Below are 12,615 nucleotides of genomic sequence, written 5' to 3'. Positions count from 1 at the left end.
TGATCGGGGGAGGCTCCGGCCTCGTGCCGTTGATGGCAATGATCCGGCAGCGCCGCGCATTGGCCCAAGCCGTTCCGACAGCGTTGCTCCTGTCCGCACGAACCGCCGAGGACGTTCTCTTCTCAGAAGAACTTCATTGCATCGAAATCAGCGATCCGGCGTTCGTCCTGGCGCTCGCGATTACGCGCGAGAAACCGGTTCGCGCATCGGACTTTGCGCGACGGATCGACGGCATGATGGTCCAAGAAATTCTAACCAGGCTTCAGGGAAAGCCGACGCAAGTGTTCGTCTGCGGGTCTAACGGATTCGTCAACATCGCAACCGATAGCGCGCTGCTGGCGGGCTTGGACGCCTCCATCATCAAGACGGAGCGCTACGGGGGCTAGCGGCGCGAGCTATCTCACGTCGCGCCGATCGTAGACGTGCGCCCTGGGAAGCTTTGGCGATCAACGTGAACCGTTTTGCCGAACACAGTCTTCGTACCCCCCGGCCTCTAGAACGCCTTCGCTCGCGATACCTGGCTCGACATCAAGCTCAATTTGAAAGTTCCTGCACTATCCGTCGTCCTGATATGCTCGACCAGCATGATGGGCGATTCGAGCGGGACCGCTTCCGTCCCAATCGAGGCTCGGTTACCTTAGAGCATCGGCTCGGCGCTACAGGAGGCGCGTGCGGCCTCTGCCTGGCGGTGAAAGCACTTTGGGCCATGTCGCCTGGATAGCGGCCAATCGTCAGCATCTGCTCCGATGTCGGCCAAGGTGCAGTCGCCATCTTTGAACGCCGCGAATTGGAGATCAACGCCATGACAGCGATCCGCGTGCAACTGCCGGAGATGCAATATGACAACTGATGTATTGCTGTACACCACGAATTGGTGCCCGTTCTGCCGCCGAGCGAAGGCGCTCCTCAAGGAAAAGGGCGTGCGATGGAAGGAGCTCGATATTGAGGCGGATCCGGCTCACCGGCAGGCCATGGCGGAAGCGTCGGGGCGAAGCTCCGTGCCGCAGATCTTCATCAATGGCACCCTTATCGGTGGCTCCGATGAGCTATTCGCGCTCGATGTCAGAGGCGAGCTCGACAAACTTCTCGGGCGCAACCCGCCTGCCACCTGAGGAGGTGCGGCTTGGGGCAGCCAGCCCGCGAGCCTTCGCCGGTTGATGAATACAAAAGGAGAGTCCGTTGGTCTCAGCCATCTGGAAAGACACTACTATCGCCACAAGCGACGAAACAGTCATCGTCGAGGGAAATCACTACTTCCCACCGTCAGGAGTCGACCTGAGCCTGCTTGAGATGAGCCCGCACACATCTGTCTGTCCGATCAAAGGCGCCGCGCGCTTCTTTCATGTTCGCGCGGGTGACGCGCTCAACGTGAACGCCGCTTGGACCTATCCCGCCCCCACTCCGGATGCCGAGGGTATCCGGGATTACATCGCTTTCTGGAAAGGCGTGGACGTTGCCTAGCAGACTGGACGGACGACTTCGCTGATAGCCATGCGGGCGCCGACATCTCAATTATCCTGCCCACCCCGGGCCTCGTCGGCTGCAGGAATCTGCCCGGCACCTTAGCGCGACCCGGCACTGGCGGTCTCGCACCCGCCGCGCCTCTGTTCTATCAATAAGGATGGATGACATGGAGCATTCCGAGTTCGATGCCGCTTTCGCGAAGCTTGCGGAGGGATACAGAGAAGGGACTTATGAAGGCCGGCGTTTCAGCTTGATCGTCCGGCGATCTGGGGACGGACGTCGCAACAGTCTGTTCGCCAGGGAGTTGGACGGGACTGACATTGTCAGCTTCAACCTCTTCCGCGTTACATCAGATAGGACATTGTTGAAGCCGTGCGAAATGTCCGCCGAAAAGGTCGTAGCGTTCGTGCTGGAGTTCCGACCGGACACCTGACGGGCAGAAGAAGATCCCGGCCAACCGGCGCGCCTGCGACGGCCGGCTATCTAAGGCTGCGCAAGCCTATAGCCGCAGCTCATTGCACTTCGTCTGGCGAGGAATTCAACATCGATACGTCGCCATCCGCGGGGATATCGGTACAGGCGCCCGTGTAAGCCAGATTGAGAAATCCTAAGCGATGACTAACACCAATGACGCCACCCTTCCGACACATTCTATTCTTGAGGAATGCACAGCGATGGCTGTCGTCAACGCTCTGAAGATTATTCTGAAGAACAGCTACGCGATCTACCTTAAGACAAAAAATGCCACTCGGGCGCATCCCGCCCCTACTTCAGGGACTTTCACTTGCTTCTCGCTCTGTCACTCACAGCATCGGCACGCCCATGACGCATGGTATCCAGGCCTCATAATTTTCCCATATAACCTTCTTGTCTTTTGCGCACCCAGAAAGACTCGAGGCTTTAACTGGACAGATGAGCCCTCGAGGGTAGTGTTCACCTGATTGGCTTTCTCATATCTGATGTTGATTCGCACAGTGTGCCAACCAGGTGATAGTTTCAAAAAACCTGCGCTTCAGAGCGAATTAGACGATCTTCGATAAGAGCGATCCGCCTCAAAATCCAAAACATCTAACATTGTCCTAGAGCCATATTTGTACCTAGTACTATGGCGCTCCCATTAACACATTTGATGATGCACAGAAAACTTAGCTCATGATAGCTTTCAGCTAACAGCTATTCGGAAGCCCGAAAGGATTCAACCGTTTAAGCGTGAACCGTCGATTATAAATACTTTCGCAAGTTAGCTTTAAAGGACGCTTTTAGTCCTTGTAAATACGCATTACGACTCCACAGCTACCAAATCCATACGGCGCCAGCAACCATTAAAACACCCGACACTACTAAAACAATAGTAGAGGCGCGATTGCTGCCTTTCAAAGTATGACCAACACCCACATCCATAACTAGGTGTCGAATTCCGGCTACGAGATGATAAATAAATGAAGAGTATACCAACCAGAAACTAACTTTGCCGAAAGGTGAAGAAAAAATCTCCTTGACTTCATTAAAACCCTTTTCTGACTCCAACGATTTGCTCAGCATATACAGTATCAGTCCCAGAAAAATAAAGAGCATAATTCCTGAAATCCGGTGCAGAATCGATGTAAGCGCCGTGAGAGGAAGCTGAATGGTTCGAATATCAAGATTAACCGGCCGCTTTTTATTCATTTTGACTCCAGTCAACAATTCTAGTGGGGGATTTCAGTTTTCGATCTCATTCATCATAGCAGCTGTAACTAAGGCTGGCGGCGACAATAATGGAGATATTCGGGGCTTACGTTGCATTTTGAGGTCGCAAGTGCATGTGCGTAAATTGAAGCAAATTGCAAGGTTATGCCCAATAGGTAGCTAGCTTATTAATTTAACAAAAGTGACGTGTGTCGTTCTGCAGGGCATGCTGTTCCCCAACCCTGGAAAACCTATCCTCTTTAACACGTCAAAGTCGATTGATAGGCTTGCTGCAACAGCTATCTGCCCGGTTGAAGTCGAAGATCGATGTATCTGTAGGGTTTGGAAATAAATGCGGGCGCCCACCGCACTCACGGCTCAGTTACCATTCTTTGTGCATCGCGGCCGCGCGGCTAGTTGGTAGCTGTTCTAAGCCTAGTCAGTGCCGCCCTTCGCCCCAAGCCCCATAGTCAGATTTGAGAAATGACAGTAGGCGATGCCGCAACGCGCTTCATCGACCTATGTAAAACGACTCCTTTATCGAAATAGTGCACTCATCGCTCTCCACGGCGATCCCTTCATCGCGAATTGCACCGCCCAAGACGATCTGCACTGAAATCAATACTTTCTGATGCCTCTTGATTAGAGACCCCCGGTGTCAGGATAGTTGTCGCCTCTCCGGTTTTTCCTAAAAAAGCATATCGGGGGCGGAAAGAGACTGGTCGTGCCGTACTATTCACCTGAACGCAGAGCCGCATTACTCAAGATGCTGCTTCCCCCACTGAACCTGTCGATGGCCGAGGTTTCCCGGCGCGAAGGGGTCAGCGAAATGTCTTTGTCCAACTGGCGCAAGCAGCTCAGTTCTGAAGGAAGTGCAGTGTCCGAAAACAAGCAACTGACCGAGAACTGGTCAGCCGAAACCAAGTTTGCTGTCGTGCTTGAAGCCGCCGGTTTGTCCGAGATCGACCTGGGCGAGTATTGCCGCCGCAAAGGCCTTTACCCCGAACAAATCACAGCCTGGCGGCAAGCTTTCATCACCGGCCAGAAATCGGAAAAGGCCCTGCAAAAAGAAGAGCGTGAACAGTCGCGCAAAGACAAGAAACGCATTCAGGAACTGGAACGCGAACTGCGCCGCAAAGACAAGGCGCTGGCTGAAACAGCCGCGTTGTTGGTGCTGCGAAAAAAGCTCAACGACTACTGGGGGACCGACAACGAGGACAACTGACATCGTTGCCAGAACGGCAGTTACTTGTTGACTGGCTGGGCGAAGCGGTTGCGGCGGGAGCCCGAAAAATCAGGGCCTGCCGGGAAATCGGTCTATCGCTGCGAACCTTGCAGCGGTGGACTGAAACAGACGTTATCCAGGCCGATGCCCGAACGACAGTGACACGATCAACGCCACGAAATGCACTGAGCGAGGCTGAACGACAAGCCATTGTGACGCTGTGCAACAGCTCGGAGTACGCTCACCTACCGCCGAGCCAGATCGTGCCGCGCTTGGCCGATCAAGGGCGTTACCTAGCATCAGAAGCCACGTTTTATCGTGTCTTGCGAGCAGTAGGTCAACAGCAACATCGAGGCCGCAGACAGCGACCCAGACGGCACGCAGCACCGACAACGCACGCAGCCAACGCACCCAATCAGGTGTGGTCATGGGACATCACGTATCTGCCCTCGCCGATACGCGGCAAGTATTACTACCTCTATCTGATCGAGGATATTTACAGCCGCAAGGCCGTGGGCTGGGAGGTCTACGACGCGGAAAGCGGGGAAAAAGCCGCCGCACTGCTGCAACGCAGCGTGATCGGTGAGCAGTGTTTACACGAACCGCTGGTGCTGCACTCGGACAACGGAGCGCCGATGAAATCGGTGACGCTGTTGAGCAAAATGTACGACCTGGGCATCACACCCTCGCGGGGCCGACCGCGTGTGTATTCCAGTGATGCTGACACCTAGTTCCAGCGATTGTGACCCGCCCGTGCTGGGGGTTCTGCCCCATCCATTCCAGTGGTTGTGATCCACTCCGCTGATGATTCTGACCCACCCCGAAAGCAGGCAGGTACAACGTAAGCGCTTGCGATTTCCTTTATAAGTAATCATTATGTAGAGACCTATTCATAACTGAATGTATCTCTACATAATGATGCTGCTAGCACTCATCCTTTCCTTGCCCACCGAGAATGCCACTGCTCGGCAACGGGCTTGGCGCTCACTGAAAGCCTCCGGTGCAGCTGTGCTGCGTGATGGTGTCTATCTGATGCCTGAGCGCGAGGACTGTCGCACCACTTTGGATGGTTTGGCCTCAGATGTGCGTGAAGCTGGTGGGGCAGCCTATGTGCTGCGTTTCGAAGAGCCTGAGGGTGCGAACTTCACAGGCCTGTTTGATCGCAGCGAGGACTACGCGCCCGTACTGGCTGAGGTCATGCAGTCGCGGAACACCCTGACTGTCGATACCGTGCAGGACACGCTCAAGCAGGTACGCAAACTCCGCAAAGCTTTCGCCAGCCTGGTCGAAATCGATTTCTTCCCTGGCGAGGCACAGCGGCAAACGGATAAAGCTTTGCAAGAACTGGAACTGGCCTGCGCCCGCGCACTGTCCCCGGATGAGCCGCATGCCATGGCTGGTGTAGTCACCCAGCTGCGCTCAACCGACTACCAGGGCCGCACTTGGGCGACACGACAGCGGCCGTGGGTAGATCGTTTAGCCAGTGCCTGGCTGATCCGCCGCTTTATCGATCCGCAGGCCAGGATTATGTGGCTGGCCAGTCCCGAGGATTGCCCGGCCGATGCGCTGGGTTTCGACTTCGACGGCGCGACCTTCAGTCATGTCGGAAGTCGCGTCACCTTCGAGGTGCTGGCGGCAAGCTTCGGGCTGGAGCAACCCGCTATCGCACGGCTGGGCTTACTTGTGCACTACCTCGACGTGGGCGGCGTACAACCGCCAGAGGCCGCAGGCATCGAGAGCGTGCTAGCCGGGTTGCGCGAAACCCTTACCCATGATGATCAATTACTGACTGGTGCTTCCGCCATTTTTGACGGTTTGCTGGCCAGCTTCGACAAAGGAGTACCCTCGACGTGACGCAAACAGCCGCTCAGAACGCGGAAAAACTGGCGCTACCGGCGCAGCCAGTCAGCTTCTGGCAAGCCTTCGCTTTCTGGCTCAAGTTGGGCTTCATCAGTTTCGGTGGCCCGGCCGGGCAGATCTCGATCATGCACCAGGAGCTGGTGGAACGTCGGCGCTGGATCTCCGAACGCCGTTTTCTGCATGCCCTGAACTACTGCATGCTGTTGCCCGGCCCGGAGGCCCAGCAGTTGGCCACCTATATTGGCTGGCTGATGCACCGTACCTGGGGTGGCGTGATTGCCGGCGTGCTGTTCGTACTGCCCTCGCTGTTTATCCTGATCACGCTGTCGTGGGTCTATATCGCCTTCGGCGATGTGCCGGTGGTGGCCGGCTTGTTCTACGGGATCAAACCCGCCGTGACTGCCATCGTGGTACAGGCCGCTCACCGCATCGGCTCCCGCGCCCTGAAGAATAACTGGCTGTGGGCGATAGCTGCCGCCTCGTTCGTGGCGATATTCGCCCTCAACCTGCCGTTCCCTCTGATCGTGCTGGGGGCCGCGGTAATCGGCTACTTCGGTGGGAGGTTCGCCCCAGAGAAGTTCAGCATCGGCGGCGGGCATGGCGCTAGCAAGCAGTCTTACGGCCCGGCTCTGATCGATGACGACACCCCGACACCGGAACATGCGCGCTTTCGCTGGCCGCGACTGCTCTTGCTGGCAGTCATAGGCGCGGCGCTGTGGGCATTGCCCATGGGCTTGTTGACCGTCCTGTTCGGCTGGGAAGGCACGCTGACACAAATGGGCTGGTTCTTCACCAAGGCCGCGCTGCTGACCTTCGGCGGTGCCTATGCAGTGCTGCCCTATGTCTACCAGGGCGCGGTCGGCCACTACGGCTGGCTGACCCCGACGCAGATGATCGACGGTCTGGCCCTGGGTGAAACTACGCCAGGGCCACTGATCATGGTGGTGGCTTTTGTCGGTTTCGTTGGTGGCTACGTGCAGCAGGTATTCGGTGCCGATCAGGCCTTCCTGGCCGGTGCTGTCGCCGCCAGCTTGGTCACCTGGTTCACCTTCCTGCCGTCCTTCTTGTTCATTCTCGCAGGTGGCCCGCTGGTGGAGTCGACTCACAACGAACTGAAGTTCACCGCACCGCTGACTGCCATCACTGCCGCCGTGGTCGGGGTAATCCTCAATTTGGCGTTGTTCTTCGGTTATCACGTGCTCTGGCCGCAAGGCTTCGAGGGGACTTTCGACTGGCCTTCGGCACTGATCGCGCTGGCTGCTGCCGTCGCCTTGTTCCGCTTCAAGCGCGGCGTCATCCAGGTTCTGGCGGCCTGTGCGTTGGCCGGACTGGTGGTGCACCTGCTGCAAAACTGAGAGGTAGAGAATGAGCAGAATCACGATATGCGAACTGGCGGAATGGCAGGCAGCAGATCGGACGTTCACTCTGCTGGATGTGCGCCGTACCAGCGTGCGACTTGCCGATGCCACAGAAATCCCCGGTGCACACTGGCGCGACCCCGAGGAAGTATTCACCTGGAAGGATCAGGTTCCACGGGATAGACCAGTGATTCTCTATTGCGCCAAGGGGCATGAAATCAGCCAGGGCATCGCCGCCACACTAGAGGCCATGGGCCTGGATGCACGCTACTTGATCGATGGTTTTGCTGGCTGGCACAGCGCTGGCCAGCCCACCCGGAGCCTATCCCGATAGGCAGGAGGTGCTACATGAAGTGGATCACCCGCGAACGCCCGAAGATCGACCGGATCGCCTGTCCTTGGCTAATCGCCCGTTTTATCGATACAGCGCCGGAATTTCTCTATGTGCCGAGTGGCGATGTGCTGCGTCTGGCGCGAGAGGAAGGCGCTACGCCTTACGATATCCCTGGTGTCGAACTCACTCATGAAGGCGAGTTGTGCAGCTTCGATGCGTTCTTGAAGAAGTACCAACTGGACGAGCTGGCTTTACAGCAACTGGCGCAGATAGTGCGTGGTGCCGATACCTCAAGGCTCGATCTCACTCCTCAGTCGGCAGGGCTATATGCCATCTCGCTGGGATTGTCGCAGACCTTCACTGATGATCATGAAATGCTGCGCCATGGCCTGGTCATGTACGACGCCCTGTATGCCTGGTGCAAGGACTGCCAGGGCGAGTTGCATAACTGGCCACCACAGATGTGAGGCGACTGCCAGCCGCTGCCAAGTTCCACGATGATGTGCAGGCTGTAGGGGGGCCGTGCATCCCCGTGATGGTGGTGCACGGCACTTACTCAGAGGAGATACGCGATGCTTTTACCAGGTGCCGAAGAGCTGGGAATTACGCAACGCCAATGCCTGGAGCTGTTGGAAAGCGCCGAGGATACGCTCGACTTCTTGATCTCTAGCCTGACCTACTTGATCCACGCGGAGAGCCAGCAGGCGCAGCCAGATGCGGCCCTGATCGCCGAATGGGAAGCCTTGGATCAGGAGGTATTCGACGTGCAGTATTCGCTGCCGGGCTCGGACGCGAAGACCTACCAGCACGTCATCAATACCTATGCTCAGCGTAACCGCGAGCTGCGCCCGGTTGTTGATCGGTACATGGCGAAGTAGCTGACGGCTCGATGACTGGCTGTGCAGGACGCCCTGCACCAGAGCGTTTGCCGCCCCATTGTCCCCGCACTTCTTCTCGGCATCGGTGCCACCCCTCGGCCCGTATGAGCATTGGCCAAATCAGCAGCGGATGTTCATGCAAGTGCTGATTGATCAGTCGGTAAATCTGGTGGGCCTTGGGGGGCAGGCCATCAGGGCTGTGCAGTAGGTCAAGCAGCATGCCCACGGCATTGCCATCGTTGAATTCCTGCTGCCGTTCACCAAGCAATTGCCACAGCAGCGGGCGACGCTCGGCTACCCAGGCCGCAATGCCTTGTTCGGGTAATAGCACCACCGGCGTGAATAGCCCTTCATGGAACTCCGTCACCTCCTTGGTCAGGATGCGATTCACAGCCTTATCGAATTGCTCTTTCTGGCGAACCCCTGACTTGTAGCGCGCCGCAGCGGCTTGCGTACCGACTTCCTCCTGGAGCGGGGTATTGGGAGCATGGTGTGCGCAGAGTTTTCTCCCCGGCAATGGTTGTCGCCAGCACAGTGTGCAGAAGCTGAAAGGATCAACTCGCCGACCGCCTCCCTGGCGTATCTGGCCCTGTACGGGGATTTTCAGTTGGCCGCACATGCTGAGGAAGTACGTGACTTCGATAACGGTTGGAAAGGTGTATTCCCTCGGAAGCCAGGTGGTGTGGGCGTGGATCAGTTCCACGGCCTTCATTACCTCGAACAACCGAGGATCGTTTTCCTGGCCGGCAGCAGACCCTAGTGAGGCGTAAATTCCCCAGATGCCATTCCAGGTCGCTACCCGCTGCTCATAAAGCACATGGCAATGCTCGGGCGGGATCAATGGCTGTAGGTACTGCTTGATCAGTCGCAGCGCGATTGCAGGCGTAACGGCCATGTCAGCAGCGTGCAGCCTGATTGCCCAGAGGGCAACCGCCACTTCCTCATATACGAAAGAGTCGAGAAATTCATCGTTCAGGTAGAGCGGCAAATCAAGTGTCCAATCTGGCTAGTAGTTAAGTATCCACTAACTACCTAGCATGCGGCATCGGGATATTGCAGTTCAGGCAAGGGGATAACGGTGGAAACGATGACACTCATGGAGGTGAGTCAGATTCTCAGAATTTCTGAGCATACGGCGCGCAACCGGCTGAGCATGGGGTTGCCTATGCCGCCTTCGTTCCGCGTCGGCCGCCGCCGCTTGTTCCTCAAGGAGGAGGTCGAGCGGTGGCTGGCCGTGCAAGCTGGTGTATCCGCTAGCCACTATCACTAAGGCCTACAAAATCACAGGAAATCACGCTATCGATTAGGTCATGCGGGTAACAAAAACTGTGGACGCAAAAAAGGCCCGGAGCAGCAACTCCGAGCCTTTTTCTAGATGACGCAAGCACCTTTAACGCTTGTGAATTCTCAGCGTCCTTCTATCGGCTGTCAAGGCCGAGGGCAGGTATTGCCTGCCGTTCAGCGCCCCACCCACGGGGCAAGAAGGAGTGTGAATGAGAGTAAGGATTGAACCGCGCCTGCTGCGCGAGGCCGTGCGCTTGCACTATGGCACACGGCTATCGACCCGCGAAATCGCCCATAGCATTGGCCTTTCGCGCAACAGCCTCAAGCGCTTACGACGCCACTTGGAAAGCATCGATGTCGATGTAGATCAGCTGGCCGGGTGGAGCGACGAACAACTTTATGACCACTTGGGTATCAAGCCGTTCAATGGCTTTCGCCTGAAAGCCTGCCCTGACTGGAACTGGGTGCATACGGAAATGCGTAACCCAAGTGTCACCCTGGAGTTGTTGTGGCGTGAGTGGCGGGCCACGGAACCAGATGGCATCGCCTATTCGCAGTTTACGGCCAGTTACCGCAGTTTCCTGCAACAGCAGCCGCTGGCAATGCGTCAGCTGCATCAGCCTGGCGATAAGCTGTTCTTGGACTTCTCCGGGAAGACCATGCCGGTCTATCTGGACGACCAATCGGAGCCTCGGCATGCGCAGATATTTGTCGGCGTGCTGGGCTACTCCAGCTACACCTTCGCCTGTGCAGTGTGGAGCCAGCGGATTGAGGACTGGATGCATTGCCATGTGCAGGCCTTCAATTTCTTCGCGGGCGTGCCCCGACTGCTGGTTCCCGACAACCTCAAGGCGGCGGTCATCAAGCATGGTAAGGATGAAGTCCAGCTCAACCTGATCTACCAGCAGCTGGCCCACCACTACCAGGCCATCATTCTGCCGGCCCGCCCACGCAAACCCAAAGACAAAGGCAAAGTGGAGGCCGGGGTGAAGCTGGTTCAGCGCTGGCTGTTGGCTGCCCTGCGACACCGCCGTTTTTTCAGTTTGGCGGAGCTTAATCAGGCCATCTTGGAGTTGCTACCGGCGTTCAATCAGCGCCCATTCAAACGCCAGCCTGGTAGTAGTCGGCACAGCCTGTTCGTCGAGGTGGAGCAGTCCGCGCTCCAGTCGTTACCGATCCATGCTTACGAGCATGCCGATTGGCGCTTCAAGGTGCGGGTGCGCAGTGACTACTTGGTGGAGTACGACAACCATCATTACTCTGTGCCGAGCCGATTGGTGCAGCAGCAAGTAGATGTGCGTGCTACGGGTGAGGTCGTGGAGGTCTTCCACAATCACCTGCGTGTCAGCAGCCATGTACGGAAGTTTGTATCAGGCATCAGTGTGCAGCCGGAACACCGGCCACCCAACCACCAGTATTACGCCGACAGCGAACCCGCCGCATTGGTCGCCTGGGGTGAACGAGTTGGGCCTGCACTGCTGCGACATTTGCACTATCACCTGACCGAGCGTGCCGATGTTGCCAATGGACACAAGGCCGCCAGCGCACTACGCAAGGAAGCCCGCTTGCATGGCGATGCGCGTCTGGAGGAAGCCTGCGCTTACGCGCTGACCATCAAGACCTTCGCCCTGAAAAGTCTGCAATCGATCTTACGCGAACAACCCGACAAACGCCCTGGCCTGAAATCCCTACCCAGTTCGACACCTGCTCACGAAAACCTGCGCGGTGCCCATTACTTCGCCGATGAAAAGGATCACTCCCCATGCTGAACCAGCAGACTCAAAACAAACTCCAGCAACTGCAGCTGTCCGGCATGGCCAAAGCGTACCGCGACCAACTTGAGCAGCCACGCATGCAGGAACTGCCCTTCGATGACCGCTTGGGCCTGATGGTGGATCGTGAGCTCAGCGAACGCGAGAACCGCAAACTGTCTCGACTACTGAAGCAGGCGAAGCTGCGCTATGCCGCTCACCTGGAAGACGTGGACTACCGCAGCAGTCGCGGTCTGGATAAGCAAGTGATCGCCGGTCTGGCCGGGTGCTCCTGGATTGGTCAGCAACAGAACCTGCTGCTAACCGGAGCCACCGGCACAGGCAAGAGCTGGCTCGCCTGCGCATTTGGTAGCCAGGCCTGTCGGCAGGGATACTCGGTGATCTACAAAAGCGCCTCGAAACTCTATGAAGAGCTGCAAATCGCCATCGGCGACGGTTCTCTGCCCAAGTACCGAACGGCCTTGAGCAAAGTCCACCTGCTTATCCTTGATGACTTCGGGCTGGCTCCGGTAGAGCCCACGGTGGGCTATACCTTGCTGGATATTGTCGATCAGCGCATGCAGGCCGGCTCGCTGATTATCACCAGCCAATTCCCTACAGAGCACTGGCACAGCATGTTCAACGACGCCACGCTGGCCGAGGCAATCCTAGATCGCATCGTCCACCGCTCGCACCGTATCGGACTCAAGGGCGAGTCCCTGCGCAAACAAGCTGCCAAGGCATAACCGATAGGTAACGAAGGGGCATTGCCCCTTCGTTATTTTCGCGCCCG

14 protein-coding genes and 1 pseudogene are annotated in these 12,615 nt (G+C 57.1%); 13 read left to right on the top strand and 2 right to left on the bottom strand.

Going from position 1 to position 12,615, the window contains the following annotated elements; all coding sequences use genetic code 11:
- The 4 genes from ACTORR_RS28090 to ACTORR_RS28075 form a co-directional block, all read left to right on the top strand.
- Window positions 1-386, top strand: a 386-nt coding sequence (locus ACTORR_RS28090; protein ID WP_441344111.1) for a hypothetical protein, incomplete at its 5' end; no start/stop codon positions are given.
- 453 nt (window positions 387-839) lie between these two features.
- Entirely contained in the window at window positions 840-1,112 is a 273-nt protein-coding gene (gene grxC, locus ACTORR_RS28085) for a glutaredoxin 3 (RefSeq protein ID WP_005005995.1), read from the top strand.
- Between the two features lie 67 nt (window positions 1,113-1,179).
- Window positions 1,180-1,461, top strand: coding sequence for a DUF427 domain-containing protein (locus tag ACTORR_RS28080; RefSeq protein ID WP_003464986.1), 282 nt, complete (start codon window positions 1,180-1,182; stop codon window positions 1,459-1,461).
- A 169-nt stretch (window positions 1,462-1,630) separates the two neighbouring features.
- Window positions 1,631-1,897 carry a hypothetical protein gene (locus tag ACTORR_RS28075; RefSeq protein WP_003464988.1) on the top strand — a complete coding sequence of 89 codons (267 nt, stop codon included), beginning with the start codon at window positions 1,631-1,633 and terminating at the stop codon, window positions 1,895-1,897.
- Window positions 1,898-2,757: 860 nt separating this feature from the next.
- Here ACTORR_RS28075 and sdhC read toward each other — a convergent pair.
- Window positions 2,758-3,132 (bottom strand): succinate dehydrogenase, cytochrome b556 subunit, encoded by a 375-nt coding sequence (sdhC, locus tag ACTORR_RS28070; protein ID WP_005005993.1) that lies wholly within the window; start codon window positions 3,130-3,132, stop codon window positions 2,758-2,760.
- A gap of 724 nt (window positions 3,133-3,856) precedes the next feature.
- Between sdhC and ACTORR_RS28065 the strand changes: the two are divergent.
- The 6 genes and pseudogenes from ACTORR_RS28065 to ACTORR_RS28040 form a co-directional block, all read left to right on the top strand.
- Window positions 3,857-5,064: pseudogene (locus ACTORR_RS28065) on the top strand (IS3 family transposase); the annotation flags it as partial.
- A gap of 208 nt (window positions 5,065-5,272) precedes the next feature.
- Window positions 5,273-6,211, top strand: a complete 939-nt coding sequence (locus ACTORR_RS28060) for a chromate resistance protein ChrB domain-containing protein (RefSeq protein WP_441344110.1) — start codon at window positions 5,273-5,275, stop codon at window positions 6,209-6,211.
- A gap of 29 nt (window positions 6,212-6,240) precedes the next feature.
- Window positions 6,241-7,572 carry a chromate efflux transporter gene (gene chrA / locus ACTORR_RS28055; RefSeq protein ID WP_441344137.1) on the top strand — a complete coding sequence of 444 codons (1,332 nt, stop codon included), beginning with the start codon at window positions 6,241-6,243 and terminating at the stop codon, window positions 7,570-7,572.
- 10 nt (window positions 7,573-7,582) lie between these two features.
- Window positions 7,583-7,909 (top strand): rhodanese-like domain-containing protein, encoded by a 327-nt coding sequence (locus tag ACTORR_RS28050; RefSeq protein ID WP_312913959.1) that lies wholly within the window; start codon window positions 7,583-7,585, stop codon window positions 7,907-7,909.
- A gap of 14 nt (window positions 7,910-7,923) precedes the next feature.
- Window positions 7,924-8,376, top strand: coding sequence for a chromate resistance protein ChrB domain-containing protein (locus ACTORR_RS28045; RefSeq protein WP_441344109.1), 453 nt, complete (start codon window positions 7,924-7,926; stop codon window positions 8,374-8,376).
- Between the two features lie 105 nt (window positions 8,377-8,481).
- Window positions 8,482-8,787, top strand: coding sequence for a hypothetical protein (locus ACTORR_RS28040; protein WP_441344108.1), 306 nt, complete (start codon window positions 8,482-8,484; stop codon window positions 8,785-8,787).
- Here ACTORR_RS28040 and ACTORR_RS28035 read toward each other — a convergent pair.
- Complete coding sequence (locus ACTORR_RS28035) at window positions 8,723-9,775, bottom strand: hypothetical protein (RefSeq protein ID WP_441344107.1); 1,053 nt, start codon at window positions 9,773-9,775, stop codon at window positions 8,723-8,725. The two genes, ACTORR_RS28040 and ACTORR_RS28035, sit on opposite strands and share 65 nt — an antisense overlap.
- Before the next feature lie 99 nt (window positions 9,776-9,874).
- Here ACTORR_RS28035 and ACTORR_RS28030 point away from each other — a divergent pair, with 99 nt between their 5' ends.
- From ACTORR_RS28030 to istB, 3 genes are all read left to right on the top strand, one after another.
- Entirely contained in the window at window positions 9,875-10,057 is a 183-nt protein-coding gene (locus tag ACTORR_RS28030; RefSeq protein ID WP_376780120.1) for a helix-turn-helix domain-containing protein, read from the top strand.
- 223 nt (window positions 10,058-10,280) lie between these two features.
- Window positions 10,281-11,840, top strand: coding sequence for an IS21 family transposase (gene istA, locus ACTORR_RS28025; RefSeq protein WP_441344106.1), 1,560 nt, complete (start codon window positions 10,281-10,283; stop codon window positions 11,838-11,840).
- Complete coding sequence (gene istB, locus ACTORR_RS28020) at window positions 11,834-12,568, top strand: IS21-like element helper ATPase IstB (RefSeq protein WP_441344105.1); 735 nt, start codon at window positions 11,834-11,836, stop codon at window positions 12,566-12,568. The genes istA and istB overlap by 7 nt, the downstream gene beginning before the upstream one ends.
- The last annotated feature ends 47 nt before the right edge of the window (window positions 12,569-12,615 follow it).

Source organism: Pseudomonas sp. SAR267 (genome assembly GCF_052077595.1).
GTDB lineage: Bacteria > Pseudomonadota > Gammaproteobacteria > Pseudomonadales > Pseudomonadaceae > Aquipseudomonas > Aquipseudomonas vlassakiae.
This window is presented reverse-complemented; position numbering and strand designations above follow the sequence as displayed.